Here is an 18,075-nt window from a genome sequence, read left to right on the forward strand (position 1 = left end):
TAAATAGATCACCTTTTACATAAAGGAATCAAAATAGCAGCAGGCCGACTCTAGTAGGATTTCTAGTGCGAACAACCAGTTATCCCATGTTCAGAGTCAATATTACGGGACTCAATCAGGAGGATTATCATGCCTCGTACATACGATGACAGTGATTTTCATAAAGCATCTGAAATCAAAAACAGTGAATATGCAAAAACACTGCCCTGCAATAAGATCAGCATTAGCGACCCTTTCCAATGGTTAGCTTTAGGCTTAAATGACTTCGTCCGCTCCCCCGTTATTAGTCTCTTTTATGGCACCTGTTTTGCTGTTGCCGCCGCAGGCATCGTTGGCTTGATCTACCTGCAAGGCAACCATCCACACCTAGTGATACTGCCCGCACTCATTATCTATATGCTTATTGGGCCGTTTTTAGCGCTAGGGTTATACGATGTCAGTTGGGCAAGAGAAAGAGGCAAACAACCCAACCTACTGCATTCAATGAAAGCCATCGGTCGTAATTCCACATCACAATGGAGCTTTGCGGTGCTGCTGGTTGTCGCCATGATATTTTGGATGAGAATAGCCTCACTATTGCATGCTTTATACCCTTCCGTGGAAGGCGCCAGTATCGTCGAATTTGCACCCTTCCTTATTACCGGTTCCATCACAGGGTTTATTTTGGCATCAGTAGTATTTAGCATTGCGGTTTTCTCGATGCCTTTAATGCTAGAAAGACGCGTTGATATTATGACCGCAATCTTTTCCAGTTTTAATGCAGTTAAAAACAACCCCGGCCCTATGCTCGTTTGGGCGGCCATTATTTGTGGGGGTGTTTTAATAGGCTTTGCTACTTACGGGATAGGAATGATAGTCACTATGCCCATTCTAGGTTATGGCACATGGCACGCTTATCATGCGACGATTCAGAAAAAGAGTTAGCGTTTTTGCGGGATAAAAGAGTACAAAACGACAATTGCCCACCGATTTATTAGTGGGCAATTTTTTATCAATAATTGTTGGTAAACAATGAAGATTGAATGATCTCTCAGTAGGTTTTGGTAAAAAATGTGTTGGGAGAATTCATCTGACTCAGCAAACGGGGATTACTAAAAGTAAGCCACCTTTAGATAGCAAAACGAAAGTCCTAGACCTGTTATTTAATCAAGGTAATTACTCCGATTTTAATAGATAAATTAATAATACCTATTAATAGGTGCTCTTAATAGTGGGTGAATTTATATCGCAGTTTTTAGTTAGTAATTTATAAGCACTTATAGTCTTTTTAATACCTTTGTTTGATTCACTTTTATAGTGTTTAATCATGTGCTCTTTACTATCAATTTGCTGCTTAGTAATACCAAATAACTCTCTTTGTTTTTTAAGATCAGTTGTAATATAATTAGTTATTGAACTTTCAACATGAAAATCACTTAAATATTTAGCACATAAATTTTCATTTTTATCTGTTTCGATGAATGGTTTATGGAAGAAAGTTTGGTCATAACAAAGCTCAAGACTACGACCACCAGCGAGTGACATCGTTGCCATATAAGCTTCAGCCAGATTTTTAATATAAAATTCAGATAATCCTTCTAATTCTTTATAATTTGATACTGACTCCAAATAAAAATAATGAAAATAAATATCAAACGTCTTTTTCGCAATAATAAACTGCATTTGTTTTAGTACTTTACAATCTCTTGTTTCTAGCATTGTAATAATTGAAGTGGTTGAACTATCTATTACATTTAGTGCTAATTCAGCATTAACCTTTCTAATATCAGCATTTGTATACGGCAAACAAACCAGAGACAATATAAATAATGTAGCGATTTTTTTAAACATAAACTTCCAGTAATTAAGTAAATACTTATATAAAAACCATACAATTAAAAATTAACATTTAATTATAAAGAAAATAACATTTTTCATTATTAACCATATATATGAGAAATTAAAATACTACATACTAAAATAGAAACTACTTACATTCTATTTGATTTTTAATGGTTCATCCGTTTTTATCTAATAAACCGTAATATATATAGTATTTATAGTTGCATTTCTTGCATAAATATCAAATAGGTTCCCAATTACACCAAACAGCTTTTGTTGCACCTATATCTTTAGCCAGTCTAAATTTACCTTCATTTAAATTATCATATAAAACACATTGCTTATCATTAGAAAATTCTAGAATACGATCTATTGCTGCTTTACTTGAAATAGTAGTATCAAAATAGAGTATTATATCTGGAGAAGCACAACATCCTATCCAGTCACCACGTGCTTCATCACTTATCGCAACTAATTTATTATCTAAAAAATCAACATCTTCCATAAATATATATTCTCTGGTGTAATCGTATCTATTAAATACGCCATTAGGTGACATATTAAGAAAATATGAAAATACTGAATCTGGTCCAAACTGGTCACTTTGCCGTCTTTTAAGATAACCATTAGAATCTTTGATTATGTCAAATGATTTTTCGACAGATTTATCTACCTTCTTAAATGAATCTTTACCTTCACGCCATTTCCAATCGCTAACAATTTTCCCATTGATATATTTTGTAACTGATTGTCTGCCACCATTTATAAACCACGATCTAGCTAATCCATGCTCTTCACCTTTAGAGTATGGTACTATATATTTAATTGAACCATTACTATACCAACTAATTGCCATGCCATCTAATTTTCCATTAGAGTAATGATTTAATGACTTAGGAACTCCACTATCATATAGTGTGATAATTTTATTATTTGTATTATTTGTATTATTTGTATTATTTGTATTATTTGTATTATTTGTATTATTTGTATTATTTGTATTATTTGTATTATTTGAAATTTTATTATTAAATTTACTACTTAATACATATATATTTAGCAACCTCTCAGTTAGTGTTAAATTCCCTGCAATCAATCTTCTTTTCCAAAAACTTATTAGCCAATATCTCATTTCAGATATACATGAGTTATCGTATTTTATAGGGATATCGTTGGTTATGTTGTAGTATTTTCCTGTACCATCATACTTCCACTTCTCTACATTAAATAATTTTAGGCTTTGCTTCCAGTTATCTAACCCTTTAATTTCTTTTAGAGTATAAAGTAATATATTAGCTGTGATATTTATATTTTCGCTGTCTATTGAGTTTAAAGATAAAAAATCCTCAATGTTAATATTATAGCTTCCCAACACATCATTAAACCCTGAAGTAAAATACTTTTTCAGTGCTATAGTCGTTGATATTTTAGTTTGTGCTATAGCATTAAGATCATAATTACTCTTACAAAAATCTGAAAAGTATATGCTTCTATAATAATCTAATCGCTCTTTAGTACGATAACTACCAAATTCTAAATTAGTGTTACTATAAACATCCTTTAATTTATCTAGCATAAGAGTTTCATCTGCTTGAATAGTTATTGGAATTATACTTATTATATATAATAAATATTTCATCTTCGTCATTTTAAGTTTCAGTTTCAGTTTCATCTTTCACTCTAGTTTACTGGGTATTATATGTAGACAATATACGTTTCAAAAAATCAAATATTATTTATAATCAGTTCAATAGGAAGTCACAAACAGAATAATATAGGAATTTCTTAGATTCTTCTGTACCATTATACGGATTAATCAAAATTAGATTAATCCGTATTCCTAAATTGAGATCACTGTCAATTAAATAGTTTTTATAGATGAGTAGTAGCTCACAACGTGAACTTACGGTAAATAACACCTAATAACTTAGTTCGTTGCATATTGAAGGATTTCCTATAACAATAACAATTATTTTGTTATAGGAAATAGTGCACAAACACGGATAGGGGGCATTTCTAAATTACAAAGAACTAATAGTGAAAGTTCTGGAGAGCAACATTTTAACGCTCCTACTCCACCTGAACCAAGTCAACCAAAAAAAATGCTCAATTTTTACACCTTCCAACATTAATGCTCGCCCATATTTTTACCTACACTTCTACCCCAAGTTATTAACTCCAGAGCATCTCTCACAGACTTTGTATCCAAAGAAAGATTAAGCTAAAGTTGTAGCCGTTTTAAATCGATAGCCAAAGCCACTGCATGACGCCAATTCAATACCAACTGCTAAGAAAAACCAGCGCACTCATCAAAGTGGCTAATGCTCACTTTGAACGACAGTTTTTAATTCCTACGATTGAAACTGATATGCGTGGTAAGGCGGCTGGAAAAGCCTTTTTGCAGTTGAATACCATAAAGCTGAATCGCGTATTGCTGGCGGAAAACCAACAAGAGTTTATTGAGCACGTTCTGCCTCATGAAGTTGCTCACTTAATCACTCATCAAGTGTTTGGGCGAGTTAGGCCGCACGGTAAAGAGTGGCAATATGTCATGTCTAAAGTATTTGGTATCAAGCCAGATCGTACGCATTCTATGGATGTGAGCTCGGTGCAGGGCAAAACGTTTGAGTATCAGTGCCCTTGCCGCCAGTATCCTTTATCGATACGTCGTCACAATAAAGTGCTGCGAGGGGAGACTCACTACTCTTGTCGCAACTGTGGCAATGAACTCAAATTTACTGGTAAGCAACTCAGTTAATAACATAATAGTAATCTATACCTGCAAGGCGAGATTAGGCTGAACAATATCTGGTCAAAGCGTCAAAGTGGCTGTATTCTCTGCGCTGTTTTTCTCAACAGCCGTAATTACTCTTGAAACGTTATATTCTCCCTATCATTAGCCTACTGCTGGTCTCGCTATCAGTGCATGCGAAACCACACTCTTTTTATCAATCTAAACGACTCGCTGTTGGTATCTATCAGCAACATCCGCAAACCTTCTATTGTGGATGCAAAATAGATTGGCAAGGCAAAAAGGGCAAACCGCAATTATCCGATTGTGGCTATCAAGTACGTAAACAAGAACGTCGTGCCAATCGCATTGAATGGGAGCACATTGTGCCTGCCGCGCAACTGGGTAATCAGCGACAATGTTGGCAACACGGCGGCCGCTCTAATTGCACCAAAAGCGATCCTGTTTATAAAGAGATGGAAGCGGATTTACATAACTTAGTGCCTGCCATTGGCGAAGTTAATGGCGACCGCTCTAACTACTCTTTTACTCAGTGGAATGGCAACCGTGGAGTAAGCTATGGTCAATGCCATATGCAAGTCAGCTTTAAAGACGACAAAGTGATGCCACCAAAACGTGCTCGTGGCGCTATTGCTCGAACCTACCTATATATGGCACAGCACTACCCTATCAAGATATCAGATCAGCAAATTAAACTGATGCAAGCATGGAATAAAACCTATGCGGTGACTGATTGGGAATGTCAGCGCAACCAAATGATCGATAAAATTCAAGGTAACTCAAACCCATTTGTTGACCAAGAGTGCAAACATTAGATAAATCCTATCACGCAGACGAAGCGACACCTCTTGTTATTTGCTAACATAGCAACCATATTTATTTTGTTAAGTTAGTTACAGGTGTAGTTTTAATGCGCATTCCTAGGATATATCATCCTGAATCTTTATCTTCAGCCACACACGTTCAGCTATGCGATGATGCCGCAGGGCACATTGGACGTGTGTTACGAATGCAGGTAGGCCAAGCGGTTTCACTTTTTGATGGTAGCAATGTTGAGTATTCTGCTGTCATTACCGAGGTCTCCAAGAAAAATGTCGCGGTTGAGATACAAGATTCCAAACAACACAATGTAGAATCGCCACTGGATATCCACTTAGGGCAAGTGGTCTCTCGCGGTGACAAAATGGAATTCACCATTCAAAAATCGGTGGAGCTTGGTGTTAATACGATCACTCCACTTATTTCTGAGCGTTGTGGCGTGAAACTAGACCAAAAACGTTTCGAGAAAAAACTGCAACAGTGGCAAAAAATCGCTATTGCCGCCTGTGAGCAAAGTGGTCGAAATACCGTGCCCGTCATCCGCCCTATCATGCCTCTAGAGCAGTGGTGCCAAGAAGAATATCAAGGGTTGAAACTCAATCTTCACCCTAGAGCTCCCTACTCTATCAACACCCTTCCTCAGCCAATTACAGAAGTGAAATTATTAATTGGCCCAGAGGGTGGACTTTCTGAGTCAGAAATTGACATGACCACAGAATATAACTTTGAACAAACATTATTAGGCCCGCGCGTTCTTAGAACAGAAACCGCGGCCCTAACAGCCATAACCGCACTCCAAGTTCGCTTTGGCGATCTTGGCTAGGAGAAATAAATGATTAAGATCGGCATAGTGATGGACCCTATTTCGTCCATCAATATTAAAAAAGACTCTAGCTTTGCCATGCTTTTAGAAGCGCAAAAACGTGGTTATGAAATCCACTATATGGAAATGAATGATCTGCATTTAGATCAAGGTGTAGCTGTTGCTGATACTAAAACTCTAAAGGTAGAGAAAAACCCTGACAATTGGTTTGAGTTCCTTTCAGAGCAAACCATCCGCTTATCTGATCTTGACGCTGTGTTAATGCGTAAAGATCCTCCGTTTGATACTGAGTTCATCTACGCAACTTACATTCTTGAGCGCGCAGAAGTTGAAGGCACCTTGATTGTCAACAAGCCACAAAGCCTACGTGATTGTAACGAAAAGCTCTACACAGCATGGTTTGCAGACATGACACCAACCACCATCGTGACTCGCAAAGCAGACAAAATCAAAGCCTTCCACGAGCAACACAGAGATGTAATTCTAAAACCTCTAGATGGTATGGGCGGCGCGTCAATCTTCCGCGTTAAAGAAGGCGATCCTAACGTCTCTGTTATTATCGAAACCTTAACTAATCACGGTCAAAACTACGCTATGGCGCAGGCATTTGTGCCAGATATCAGCAACGGTGACAAGCGCATCTTAATTGTTGACGGTGAGCCAATGCCATACTGCCTAGCTCGTATTCCAGCCAAAGGTGAGACTCGTGGCAACCTAGCGGCTGGCGGCCGTGGCGAAGCTCGTCCTTTAAGTGACACTGATTTTGCAATAGCGAACGCAATCGGTCCTACACTTAAAGAGAAAGGATTAATCTTTGTTGGCTTAGACGTTATTGGCGATAAAGTTACCGAAATCAATGTGACTAGCCCTACTTGTATCGTAGAAATCGAAACCGAATTTGGTATCTCGATTACAGGTAAATTGATGGATGCTATTGAGCGTCGCATCGGCAAATAATCAGTCATGCAGGCATCATTGATAGCCACCTCAATGAGGTGGCTTGTTATAGGAGGGAATGCATGAATCTCACCAATCATTTCTTGGTGGCTATGCCATCGATGCAAGACCCACATTTCAAGCGCTCAGTGATTTATATTTGCGAGCATAATGAACATGGGGCGATGGGGATCATGATTAATGCTCCCATAGATATTACTGTTGGCGGCATGCTAAAGCAGATAGAGCTAAAATCAGCCCATATTCAAGCGGGTGATAGCCTAAAACAACCTGTACACAATGGTGGCCCTGTTTCCGAAGATCGCGGCTTTATTTTGCATCAGGCTAAAGATAAATATCAGTCCAGCTTAGTCATGACCAACGGCATCACTATGACCACCTCAAAAGATATTTTATCGGTATTAGGTACTGAAGAAGAGCCGACTCAATACCTAGTGGCATTGGGGTATTCGGGTTGGGATGCTGGGCAACTGGAAAGCGAGTTAGCGGAGAATTCTTGGTTAACCATTGAAGCAGATCCTGACATCATTTTCAGTACTCCAGTACAAGACCGCTGGGCTAGCGCAGTACAATCTCTGGGCATCGAAGCCTCACAATTATCAACACAAGCAGGACATGCATGAGCAAAACCATAATGGCGTTTGATTATGGCACTAAAAGTATTGGCAGTGCTATCGGACAAGATATCACTGGCACCGCCACCCCACTAAAAGCCTTCAAAGCCAAAGATGGCATCCCAAACTGGGACGACATTGGCACTCAAATACAAGAGTGGAAACCCGACTTAGTTGTGGTGGGCTTACCGACGGATTTGCATGGTAAAGACTTAAAAACCATTACTCCTAGAGCTAAAAAGTTCGCCCAAAGAATACATGGTCGATTTGGCGTGCAAGTCGAGCTGCATGATGAAAGACTCTCCACCACTGAAGCTCGCTCTGATCTGTTTGCTATGGGTGGTTATAAAGCACTAAGCAAAGGCAATGTGGACTGCCAATCTGCCGTTGTGATCTTAGAAAGTTGGTTTGAGAATCAATGGGCTGAGTGATTCACCGCCCCTTTAAGCTCACCCCATATCAATCTTAACGTCATCTAAGGGACTACTACCTTTAGTCCCTTGCTGATTTTTAAGCATTAAACGCAGATCGTTGGCTGAATCTGCACTGCGCAACGCTTCTTCTGCAGTGATCTTGTCTTGCATCACTAAGTTAAACAAAGAGTGATCAAAAGTGCAGATCCCCTCTTGCCTTGTTTTACTCATGTAATTCTTTATTTCAGCAATCTCACCTTGTCGGATAAGATCGGACGATCTTGGCGTAGAAAGCAGTATTTCCAATGCCACATGACGCCCTTTTCCATCTTTGGCTTTTAGCAGTTGCTGGCCAACAATCCCTTTTAAATTAAGCGAAAGATCCAACAAAAAATGCTCTCTTTGATCTTTTGAGACTAAATGTAAAATCCGCTCTAAGGCTTGGTTGGCATTATTTGCGTGCAAGGTTGCCACACACAAGTGCCCCGTTTCCGCAAAAGTCATCGCATAACGCATGGTTTCTGGGGTGCGGATCTCGCCAATCACTATCATATCGGGCGCTTGTCGCAGCGAGTTTTTCAGCGCGATTTCGTAGCTTTCAGTATCTAAACCCACTTCACGCTGAGTGACTATGCTTTGCTGATGCTGATGCACAAATTCAATCGGATCTTCTACCGTTAAAATATGCCCATGTTGATGCTGATTTCTATGCCCCACCATAGCGGCAAGCGTTGTCGACTTACCAGAGCCTGTTGCTCCGACCACCAGCACTAAACCTCGCTTAACCATAGCCAGATCTTTTAAGGTATCGGGTAAGCCAAGATCTTCAAAGGACGGAATTTCTGTCTCAATATGTCGAATAACCGCGCCGGGTAAATCACGCTGAAAAAAGGCGCTGACACGAAAACGCCCCGATTCACTTTCAATGGCAAAATTGGCTTCTCGACAGGCTCGATACTCTTTGCGCCTATCGTTATCCATAATGCTGTCTAAAAATGCCGTTACACCCGATTGATGCAGCTTTTCACCAAACGGTTGCAACTCTCCATCGACCCGAAACATACAAGGTGCATCGACTGTAATGTAAAGATCAGACGCTTTGTGCTGTGTCATTGCACCTAACAACTCTTTCAATTCCATGTTGCTGCCCTCGCCGTTATTTTGCGATTAAAAACCGCCACCAAGACCGACTTGAATCTCAATTTTAGTTTCAACTTCTTCTCTAGTGACCTGATTTTGTTGCATCAATTGATTTGCCGCTTGCTCCATCGTTTTCATGCCGTGTGACGCGCCCGTTTGGATAATGGAATACATCTGCGCCACTTTATCTTCCCGAATTAGATTTCTAATTGCTGGGTTAGCCAACATGATTTCATGACAAGCAATACGACCGCCGCCCACTCTCTTTAATAGCTTCTGCGCAATCACCGCTCGCAGTGATTCAGAAAGCATAGAGCGCACCATGTTTTTATCTCCGGCAGGAAACACATCAATAATTCTATCTATGGTTTTGGCTGCCGAACTGGTGTGCAATGTGCCAAATACCAAGTGCCCTGTTTCAGCGGCCGTTAGCGCTAAACTAATGGTCTCTTGGTCGCGCAACTCTCCCACCAAAATCACATCTGGATCTTCACGCAGTGCTGAGCGGAGCGCCGCTTTGAAGCTGTGCGTATCACGATGTACTTCACGCTGATTGATCAAACACTTATTACTTTGGTGTACAAATTCAATCGGATCTTCAATGGTCAAGATATGTTTATTGTGATGACGATTAATATAGTCCACCATCGCCGCGAGCGTGGTAGATTTACCCGATCCTGTCGGGCCGGTGACCAAGACTAAGCCTTTTTCATAATTGACGATGTTTTCGAAGATAGGCGGGCAATCTAGCTGTTCAAGCGTAGGGATATCTGTAGGGATGGTTCTAAACACCGCTGAAGCGCCGCGACTTTGATTAAAGGCATTAACCCTAAATCGCCCGACGCCTGCAAGCTCGATCGAAAAATCCAACTCTAGATTTGACTCAAACTCACTTCGTTGGGCATCATCCATGATATCAAAAATAAGTTCGTGGACTTCAGTCTCGCTAAACTCTGGCATCTCCAGACGTCGCACATCGCCGTCTATCCTCACCATAGGAGGTAAGCCCGATGAAAGATGTAGATCTGAAGCATTATGCTTTACACTAAAGCGAAGTAATTCGGTGATATCCATAAAATTCCTTGTTAAGTCAAAACTATGCAGACAATCCAATCAAATTTAGAACACATTCATCAGCAAATTAAAGATTCTGAACGTAAGTTTGGGCGTCTAACTGATTCAGTGCAACTTCTTGCAGTAAGTAAAACCAAACCTATTCAAGCGGTGCTGGATGCTTGTCACGCAGGTCAGCGTCAGTTTGGTGAGAATTACGTACAAGAAGGTGTTGAAAAAATTCAATACTTTCAAGAACATCATAACGATTTCGATATAGAATGGCACTTTATTGGGCCAATCCAGTCAAATAAAACACGCCCTATTAGTGAGAGTTTCGACTGGGTTCACTCTATTGATCGACTCAAGATCGCACAACGCCTTAACGATCAGAGACCTAGCGGTCGTGATCCGTTGCAAGTCTTGCTGCAAGTCAACACCAGTGGCGAAGAAAGCAAATCTGGGATCAATGCAGCTGAAGCTCTGGAATTGGCTGCCGCTGTCGATGCGCTACCTAATCTGACGTTACGCGGACTGATGTCTATACCGGCAGCGGTTGCGAGTTATGAAGAACAACTGCAAGCCTTTAATCAACTAAAAGGCTTGTTTGATCAAATTAAATCCCAATATCCTCAGGTAGACACTTTATCTATGGGCATGAGTGGTGACATGGAAGCCGCTATCGAAGCTGGCAGTACAATGGTTCGCATTGGTACCGCTATTTTTGGTGCTCGAGATTATTCGAACAAACAATAGTATTCGAACAAACAAGAAGGAAGACAGGTTTGGCACATTCAGTACGTAATATCGCGTTTATTGGCTCTGGAAATATGGCAAAGTCTATCATTGCAGGTTTGCTTGATAGTGGCTATCCAGCTCAAGCCATTACCGCTACCGCTCCATCAGAGCAAAGCCGTGACAAGGTTAGCCAGCGTTTTTCTATTTCGACTACCGCTGATAATCAACTGGCAGCGACTATGGCAGATGTGATTGTGCTATCAGTCAAACCGCAGATTATGTCTGAAGTGTTGGCAGAGCTTGCCAATGTCGACCTTGAGAACAAACTGTTAATCTCAATTGCGGCGGGAATTACCATTCCTCGCCTACAAACCATGCTAGGTAAAGAAGCCAATTTTGTACGAGTGATGCCAAATACACCTTCTCTACTTGGTCTTGGCATGAGCGGCCTATACGCGCCAGAAACCATCAATCAAGCAGACCAAGATTTTGCTAATGAGCTGATGCAAGCGGTTGGCGAAACTTGCTGGGTTGATAGTGAAGCACAAATTAACTCGATTATTGCGGCAGCTGGTAGCTCTCCTGCGTATTTCTTCCTATTTATGGAAGCAATGCAAAAAGAAGCAATAGCGCAAGGTTTTGATGAACAAACTGCGCGTCAGCTAGTGCAACAATCCGCACTCGGAGCGGCACAAATGGTTGTTGCCAATCCAAATTTAGATTTATCCGTTTTGCGCCAGCAAGTCACTTCCAAAGGCGGTACTACCGCAGAAGCGATTGCGACATTTAACCAACATCAACTCTCTGACACTGTTTCTAAAGCGATGCAAGCTGCGGTTACTCGTGCAGAAGAGATGGAAACTCTTTTTTAACCCATCAAGGATTTGTAATGAATTCAATGCAGTTTTTAGTGACTACCGCTTTTGATCTCTACATCATGATAGTCATTCTTCGAATTTGGTTGCAGGCGGCGCGAGCTGATTTCTACAACCCATTTTCTCAATTTATTGTTAAAGCTACGCAACCGGTATTAAAGCCACTACGTAGCATCATTCCATCTATTGGCAGTGTCGATCTCGCAACATTGACCTTTGCTTATGTACTGTGTGTATTGAAGTTTGTATTGCTGATGCTAATCGCTTCAAATGGCGCAATGGCCTTTAGCCCTGATTTATTAATCATTGGCTTGATGGCATTAGTAAAAGCGGCGGGTAAATTGCTATTTTGGGTATTACTACTACGCGCTATTTTAAGCTGGGTAAGCCAAGGCCGTAGCCCTGTAGAATATGTATTCCACCAGCTAACAGAGCCTTTGCTTGCGCCTATTCGCCGTATTATTCCTGCCATGGGCGGGCTTGATCTGAGCGTATTGGTACTGTTTCTTGGTCTACAATTTGCCAACTACTTAATCGGCGATCTAACGACTAGCCTATTTGGTCCAATTTGGTACGGACTATAATAGTCAACTCTCTCAAAGGGCGATAAATGAAGAAGATATTCGGCGCATTCTTATGTGGCTTACTGTTAGCAAGCTTTGCCGTGCCAAGTTGGGCAGGACAATTTGTACGCATGAAGGATATTGAACTGCACTACTCGGCGTTCAATTCAACATTTATTGCCCCTAAAATTGCTCGTGAGCTAAAGCTCAAAAGAAACCCTTATGTCGCGCTGATCAACATCAGCGCACTGGATCTCTACAGTGTAGGAAAAAAGCCGACTCAAGTTACCCTAACGGGAACGGCGAAGAACCTAATCGGTAATACCCGCACACTAACATTTAAAGAGATCACTCAAGGTGACGCTATCTATTATTTAGCCGAATTACCTATCACCGAAAATGAAACCTTCCGTTTTGAAATCAAAGCCGATGCAGGAACGAAAGGCAGTGGCATTCTTCGTTTTAATCAAACCTTCCATATTCAGGAGTAATCCCTTTGTCTGCAAATAAATTAGTACTAGCGACCGGAAACCAAGGCAAAGTACGCGAAATGGCCACCTTGTTAGCCGAGTTTGGGTTTGAAGTACAAGCGCAAAGTGAATACAAGGTCTCTGAAGTTGCAGAAACTGGCACTACCTTTATTGAAAACGCCATCATCAAAGCCCGTCACGCAGCGCAAGAAACTGGCCTACCAGCTATTGCCGATGACTCAGGTTTAGAAGTCGACTTTCTTAAAGGTGCACCGGGTATTTACTCTGCTCGCTTTGCTGGTGAAGACGCGACAGACCAACAAAACCTCACTAAGCTACTGGCAGAGCTTGATGGTGTACCACAAGCACAGCGCAGTGCACGTTTCCATTGCGTACTGGTATATATGCGCCACCACCTAGATCCAACTCCTATCGTATGTCACGGTGTTTGGCAGGGCGAAATCCTAACCCAAGCACAAGGGGAAAATGGTTTTGGCTACGACCCAGTATTTTACGTACCAGAAGATGACTGCGCCTCAGCGCAACTAACACCTGAACGTAAAAAGCAGCTATCACATCGTGGCAAAGCACTGGCTGAATTATTCCAGAAGCTAAAACACGCTCTATGAGCCAGTTAATACCGCCATCACTGGGACTGTATATCCATATTCCGTGGTGCGTACAAAAATGCCCTTACTGTGACTTTAACTCACACGCTTTAAAGGGAGATATCCCCGAAGATATTTATATCAATGCGCTGCTTGAAGATTTGGATGCAGACCTCGCCAGATATGCAGATTCAATTCAAGAGCGACAGCTCACTTCTATCTTTATTGGCGGCGGCACACCTAGCTTAATCTCGCCGCAAGAGATTGCGCGCTTGTTGCAAGGCGTAGAACAACGCATCGCCTTTAAAGACGGTATAGAAGTCACCATGGAAGCCAACCCCGGCACTATTGAGGCGGCACGTTTTGCTCAATATGTCGAAGCAGGCGTCACCCGCATGTCGATTGGGGTGCAGAGCTTTGAACAACAAAAGCTAGAACGTTTAGGGCGTATTCATGGTCAGGATGAAGCGGTTAATGCTGCTAAGTTAGCTCATCAAATTGGGCTAAATAGCTTTAATTTAGATCTTATGCACGGCCTTCCAGATCAAAGCATAGCGCAAGCTCTGGTTGATTTAGAAAAGGCGATTGACCTTGCTCCTCCGCATCTGTCTTGGTATCAGCTCACCATTGAGCCCAATACCATGTTCTACTACAAAACTCCGACCTTACCGGATGACGATGATTTGTGGGATATCTTTGAACAAGGACATCAGAAGCTCAGCGACGCCGGTTACGTGCAATATGAAATCTCGGGCTACAGCAAACCCGGATATCAATGCCAGCACAATCTCAATTATTGGCGCTTTGGTGACTACTTAGGTATTGGCTGTGGTTCACATGGTAAGGTGAGTTTTAGCGATGGTCGCATCGTGCGCACCACCAAAATAAAACACCCGCGTGGTTATTTAGCCGCTTATCAAAATATGGTGAAACCCTATTTAGATCATGAGCACGAAGTGGCGGAGATTGATCGTCCGTTTGAGTTCTTTATGAATCGCTTTCGCTTGATAGAGGCTTGCCCAAAACAAGACTTTATTGATACTACAGGCTTAGCACTGAGCGCAGTGAAAGAGACGATGGATTGGGCTATTGGTATGGATTATGTCACTGAAACAGAGACTCATTGGCAGATCACCCGTAAAGGAAAGCTGTTCTTAAATGACTTGCTAGAAGCTTTCATGGCTGACGAAGACGCCGACTAACCCACTCCCTAATGCACTATTTTATTTAGCCTCTCTATGCTCAGTATAAGGAGGCTTTTTTATTAAAATATCGAACGGCCAATACGTTCAGATAACAACTCTAAAGCGCGAGTTCCCGCTAGCGAGTTCCCAGAAGCATCCAACTCTGGAGACCAAACTGCGATACTCATCTCACCCGGCACAACCGCAATAATCCCACCGCCAACACCAGATTTACCCGGCATACCAACTCGATAAGCAAACTCTCCTGCGCCATCATACAAACCACACGTCGCCAGCAAGGCATTTAATTGCTTGGTTTGGGTGGCGGTTATGATGCGTTTACCTGATGGAGCCAAACACCCTTTGTTCGCCAAATAACTAAAGGTTTTAGCCAGATCAACACAACTCATTTTTAACGCGCAAGCCGAAAAGTAATTGTGCAATACAGGGTGAACTTCACTATGAAAATTACCAAACGAGCGCATCAAATAAGCGATAGCGGCGTTACGGTCGCCGTGCAGCATTTCTGATGCCGCCACCACTTTGTCATACACAATGCGTTCATCACCAGACAACTGACGGACAAACTCTAACAGGTAATGACGCGGCGCAGATAGACGGCAGTTTAATAGGTCTGATACTACAATCGCCCCAGCATTAATAAATGGATTACGCGGAATACCTTGCTCCATTTCAAGCTGAATCATGGAATTAAAAGCTTGCCCAGAAGGCTCTTTACCTACTCGTTGCCATATCTCTTGCGGATCATACAGTTGCATTGCCAAGGTTAAGCTCAGTGCTTTAGAAATCGACTGAATTGAAAACGGCTCGTCAGCATCTCCAGCTTTAAATACTTCACCTGTGTTGGTGTACACCGCAATGCCCAGTTTTTTATTTGAGACCTCAGCTAACGCAGGAATATAATCCGCCACTTTTCCTTGCCCTATTAACGGAGCAACCTCTGTCAGAATGTCTTGTAATAGTTGAACGGTTGGTTTCATCTTTTACCTTCTTTCATAGACAACAAAGCCAACACTAAGTTGGCTTTCTAATGAAGTAATACCAGTCGTTCTAAATAACTGGTCATTCTAGCTTGTTAAAATGCTCGATAAGGGCGTTAGAACTTTTGATTGTAGAATAACTACTTATCGAAAAATTCTGCCTTGTTCTCGAGCATTTTTCCTGCGCTAGCTCTGATCACTTACTTAGTGTGATTGGTATAAAATTAAGGCTTAACAGCAATAAATATATTTCGATTTATGGATTGGTCCACTCGGTGCAGATAACCGATATAAGGTTCTTGATCTTGCACCTCAAAACCTTGCTTGGCGAACAACTCCGCGAGCTCAGTCCATTTCAAAGTAAATTCATTAAACGACAATACAATTGAACCCTTAGGTTTTAATACGCTCTTCCAAGCCGGTAGCGCCTCTTCTAGAAGCTCTAACGGGCTACGAGCCATCTTTGTATCTTTTGCACTTTTACTGCCGTGCTGAACGCCGTAGGGAAGATCTGACACCATCACATCACAAGAATTCTTTTTGATGATTTGATTTACAATGCGAGTATCCGATGCATACAGCTTCAGTGATTGGCCTTGATCTTTAATAAACGCTTCTTTGGTCACCGCTGCATTCACGACAAAACCATCAGCAATTTTTTTACCGCCAGCACCTGTGCGTTTCTCTTTGGTCACTTTATGCTTATAACGACCATTTTTCATGTACTTAACGATAAATGTTTGGATCTCTTGAACCCATTTAGCGTTAATTTCTACTCCCATCACATCTAGACCTTGAATCAAACCTTCATACAAAGTCGTGCCTTTGCCACACATTGGGTCCATTAAACACTTACGCTGGCTGTCCGTTTTAGCCGCACTAAGACCAAGGTTAACCATCAAGCGAGTAAACTGCTCATTGGTTTTGCCTGTATATCTGAGTATTTGGCTCATGCTTTCAGGAAAAGTATTAAAGGCTTGTGGCTGCAAAGGTTTCAACAAACCGCTATCCATTACTTGGAAGATGGCGTAATAGATAGACGATGAGGACAACCTTTGTAGCTGTGCGTCATCAAGTTGTTGTTCTGTTTCAAATACCAAAGCCGCAGGTAAACCGATATCTTTTTCAGTGACCTCATCAACTGCAATATCCATAGAAGAAAGGATTGCTTTTAGCTCAGAGCAAGCAATCTTTACTGCGGTATCAAAGTAGATTCGATTGTGACCGGGGTTGGCCAAGATAGCGTATTGAAACATCCAAAAACCTTAATTTGAATTATTGAGAATAAAAAAGGAGCTACATTGGTAGCCCCTAGAATAGAGAATCAGTCGCCCCACATATAACGGGACTACATGAGACTAAACTGTGCGCTTGTATTTAATGTCCCAAACGCCGTGACCTAAACGATGACCACGCGCTTCAAACTTAGTTAAAGGACGCTCGTCAGGGCGAGGAACATAATCGCCATCAGTGGCAATGTTAGCAAAACCCGGTGCTTGGTTCATAACTTCAACCATATGCTCAGCGTAGTTTTCCCAGTCAGTTGCCATGTGGAAAACACCAGAATCTAGTTGAAGTTTAGCACGTACCATTTCGGCAAAATCAAGCTGAACGATACGACGCTTATGGTGACGCTTTTTATGCCAAGGGTCTGGGAAGAATAATTGTAGCGTATGCAAGCTACTATCAGGAATCATGTGAGCGAACACTTCTACAGCATCGTGACACATTACGCGCAGGTTAGTCACACCTGCATCACGCGCTAAACCAAGGCAAGCACCCACGCCAGGACGGTGAACTTCAATACCGATGAAGTTTTTCTCTGGAGAGGCTTTTGCCATTTCTACTAGAGAGGTGCCCATACCAAAGCCAATCTCTAATACTACTGGGTTGTTATTGCCAAATACTTGCGCCCAGTCTAATAATTCGTTCTGGTAATCGATGCCCATTGTTGGCCAGCATTCATTCAAAGCTGTTTCCTGACCTTTAGTCAATCGACCTTCTCGACGTACAAAGCTGCGGATCTTTCTCACCAGCTTGCCATCTTCGGTGTATTCGTTAGTCGTTACTTCGCTCATTCTGTTTGTTGCCTGCTCATCGATTAATCAAAGCGGGAATTATCCAAAGAATTCTTCAATACGCAAGTGTATAAACCACTTCAATAGCAAATTATTCCAATTTCCACGCATATTCGCCGTAAGTTGCGTTTATTCCACACAAACTCAGTTTTACTTCCTTACACTA

20 protein-coding genes are annotated in these 18,075 nt (G+C 41.6%); 13 read left to right on the top strand and 7 right to left on the bottom strand.

Annotated elements, in window-relative coordinates:
- The first annotated feature begins 129 nt into the window (after window positions 1–129).
- Window positions 130–924, top strand: coding sequence for a DUF2189 domain-containing protein (locus OCU38_RS10675; protein WP_261823058.1), 795 nt, complete (start codon window positions 130–132; stop codon window positions 922–924).
- Between the two features lie 267 nt (window positions 925–1,191).
- On the opposite strand, the gene OCU38_RS10680 is transcribed toward OCU38_RS10675, so the two are convergent.
- Complete coding sequence (locus tag OCU38_RS10680) at window positions 1,192–1,830, bottom strand: hypothetical protein (RefSeq protein ID WP_261823059.1); 639 nt, start codon at window positions 1,828–1,830, stop codon at window positions 1,192–1,194.
- Between the two features lie 232 nt (window positions 1,831–2,062).
- Window positions 2,063–3,493 (bottom strand): toxin-antitoxin system YwqK family antitoxin, encoded by a 1,431-nt coding sequence (locus OCU38_RS10685; protein WP_261823060.1) that lies wholly within the window; start codon window positions 3,491–3,493, stop codon window positions 2,063–2,065.
- A gap of 591 nt (window positions 3,494–4,084) precedes the next feature.
- Between OCU38_RS10685 and OCU38_RS10690 the strand changes: the two genes are divergently transcribed.
- The 6 genes from OCU38_RS10690 to ruvX all read left to right on the top strand — a co-directional run bounded on the left by OCU38_RS10690 (window position 4,085) and on the right by ruvX (window position 8,217).
- Window positions 4,085–4,579, top strand: a complete 495-nt coding sequence (locus OCU38_RS10690; RefSeq protein ID WP_261823061.1) for a SprT family zinc-dependent metalloprotease — start codon at window positions 4,085–4,087, stop codon at window positions 4,577–4,579.
- 113 nt (window positions 4,580–4,692) lie between these two features.
- Window positions 4,693–5,388: an endonuclease gene (locus tag OCU38_RS10695; protein ID WP_152819422.1), complete on the top strand. Its 696-nt coding sequence runs from the start codon at window positions 4,693–4,695 to the stop codon at window positions 5,386–5,388.
- A gap of 95 nt (window positions 5,389–5,483) precedes the next feature.
- A complete protein-coding gene (gene rsmE, locus OCU38_RS10700; RefSeq protein ID WP_152819421.1) occupies window positions 5,484–6,215 on the top strand; it encodes a 16S rRNA (uracil(1498)-N(3))-methyltransferase in 732 nt (243 codons plus the stop codon).
- Between the two features lie 9 nt (window positions 6,216–6,224).
- Window positions 6,225–7,172, top strand: coding sequence for a glutathione synthase (gene gshB / locus OCU38_RS10705; RefSeq protein WP_023405076.1), 948 nt, complete (start codon window positions 6,225–6,227; stop codon window positions 7,170–7,172).
- 62 nt (window positions 7,173–7,234) lie between these two features.
- The gene (locus OCU38_RS10710; protein ID WP_023405075.1) at window positions 7,235–7,795 is read left to right on the top strand and encodes a YqgE/AlgH family protein; all 561 of its coding nucleotides are present in this window, start codon (window positions 7,235–7,237) and stop codon (window positions 7,793–7,795) included.
- Entirely contained in the window at window positions 7,792–8,217 is a 426-nt protein-coding gene (gene ruvX, locus OCU38_RS10715) for a Holliday junction resolvase RuvX (RefSeq protein ID WP_023405074.1), read from the top strand. Before OCU38_RS10710 ends, ruvX begins: the two co-directional genes overlap by 4 nt.
- A gap of 18 nt (window positions 8,218–8,235) precedes the next feature.
- Here ruvX and OCU38_RS10720 read toward each other — a convergent pair whose 3' ends face one another.
- Both OCU38_RS10720 and OCU38_RS10725 read right to left on the bottom strand, forming a co-directional pair.
- Window positions 8,236–9,339 carry a PilT/PilU family type 4a pilus ATPase gene (locus OCU38_RS10720; RefSeq protein WP_023405073.1) on the bottom strand — a complete coding sequence of 368 codons (1,104 nt, stop codon included), beginning with the start codon at window positions 9,337–9,339 and terminating at the stop codon, window positions 8,236–8,238.
- Between the two features lie 27 nt (window positions 9,340–9,366).
- Complete coding sequence (locus tag OCU38_RS10725) at window positions 9,367–10,413, bottom strand: type IV pilus twitching motility protein PilT (protein ID WP_152819419.1); 1,047 nt, start codon at window positions 10,411–10,413, stop codon at window positions 9,367–9,369.
- A gap of 24 nt (window positions 10,414–10,437) precedes the next feature.
- Between OCU38_RS10725 and OCU38_RS10730 the strand changes: the two genes are divergently transcribed.
- From OCU38_RS10730 to hemW, 6 genes are read left to right on the top strand one after another with little or no spacing between them, the layout of a single operon-like run.
- Complete coding sequence (locus OCU38_RS10730) at window positions 10,438–11,148, top strand: YggS family pyridoxal phosphate-dependent enzyme (RefSeq protein WP_023405071.1); 711 nt, start codon at window positions 10,438–10,440, stop codon at window positions 11,146–11,148.
- Window positions 11,149–11,177: 29 nt separating this feature from the next.
- Window positions 11,178–12,002 carry a pyrroline-5-carboxylate reductase gene (proC, locus tag OCU38_RS10735; protein WP_261823062.1) on the top strand — a complete coding sequence of 275 codons (825 nt, stop codon included), beginning with the start codon at window positions 11,178–11,180 and terminating at the stop codon, window positions 12,000–12,002.
- Between the two features lie 17 nt (window positions 12,003–12,019).
- The gene (locus tag OCU38_RS10740) at window positions 12,020–12,589 is read left to right on the top strand and encodes a YggT family protein (protein ID WP_152819416.1); all 570 of its coding nucleotides are present in this window, start codon (window positions 12,020–12,022) and stop codon (window positions 12,587–12,589) included.
- Between the two features lie 26 nt (window positions 12,590–12,615).
- Window positions 12,616–13,059 carry a DUF4426 domain-containing protein gene (locus tag OCU38_RS10745; protein WP_261823063.1) on the top strand — a complete coding sequence of 148 codons (444 nt, stop codon included), beginning with the start codon at window positions 12,616–12,618 and terminating at the stop codon, window positions 13,057–13,059.
- A 5-nt stretch (window positions 13,060–13,064) separates the two neighbouring features.
- Window positions 13,065–13,667: an XTP/dITP diphosphatase gene (locus tag OCU38_RS10750; protein WP_023405067.1), complete on the top strand. Its 603-nt coding sequence runs from the start codon at window positions 13,065–13,067 to the stop codon at window positions 13,665–13,667.
- Complete coding sequence (gene hemW / locus OCU38_RS10755; RefSeq protein ID WP_261823064.1) at window positions 13,664–14,848, top strand: radical SAM family heme chaperone HemW; 1,185 nt, start codon at window positions 13,664–13,666, stop codon at window positions 14,846–14,848. The genes OCU38_RS10750 and hemW overlap by 4 nt, the downstream gene beginning before the upstream one ends.
- Before the next feature lie 62 nt (window positions 14,849–14,910).
- Here the strand turns inward: hemW and glsB are convergent, their stop codons facing one another.
- The 3 genes from glsB to trmB form a co-directional block, all read right to left on the bottom strand.
- Window positions 14,911–15,831 (bottom strand): glutaminase B, encoded by a 921-nt coding sequence (gene glsB / locus OCU38_RS10760; RefSeq protein WP_023405065.1) that lies wholly within the window; start codon window positions 15,829–15,831, stop codon window positions 14,911–14,913.
- A 224-nt stretch (window positions 15,832–16,055) separates the two neighbouring features.
- Window positions 16,056–17,087: a TRM11 family SAM-dependent methyltransferase gene (locus OCU38_RS10765; protein WP_261823065.1), complete on the bottom strand. Its 1,032-nt coding sequence runs from the start codon at window positions 17,085–17,087 to the stop codon at window positions 16,056–16,058.
- 102 nt (window positions 17,088–17,189) lie between these two features.
- Window positions 17,190–17,909, bottom strand: a complete 720-nt coding sequence (gene trmB, locus OCU38_RS10770) for a tRNA (guanosine(46)-N7)-methyltransferase TrmB (RefSeq protein ID WP_261823066.1) — start codon at window positions 17,907–17,909, stop codon at window positions 17,190–17,192.
- Window positions 17,910–18,075 lie beyond the last annotated feature (166 nt).

The organism is Vibrio neonatus, assembly GCF_024346975.1.
Taxonomy (GTDB): domain Bacteria; phylum Pseudomonadota; class Gammaproteobacteria; order Enterobacterales; family Vibrionaceae; genus Vibrio; species Vibrio neonatus.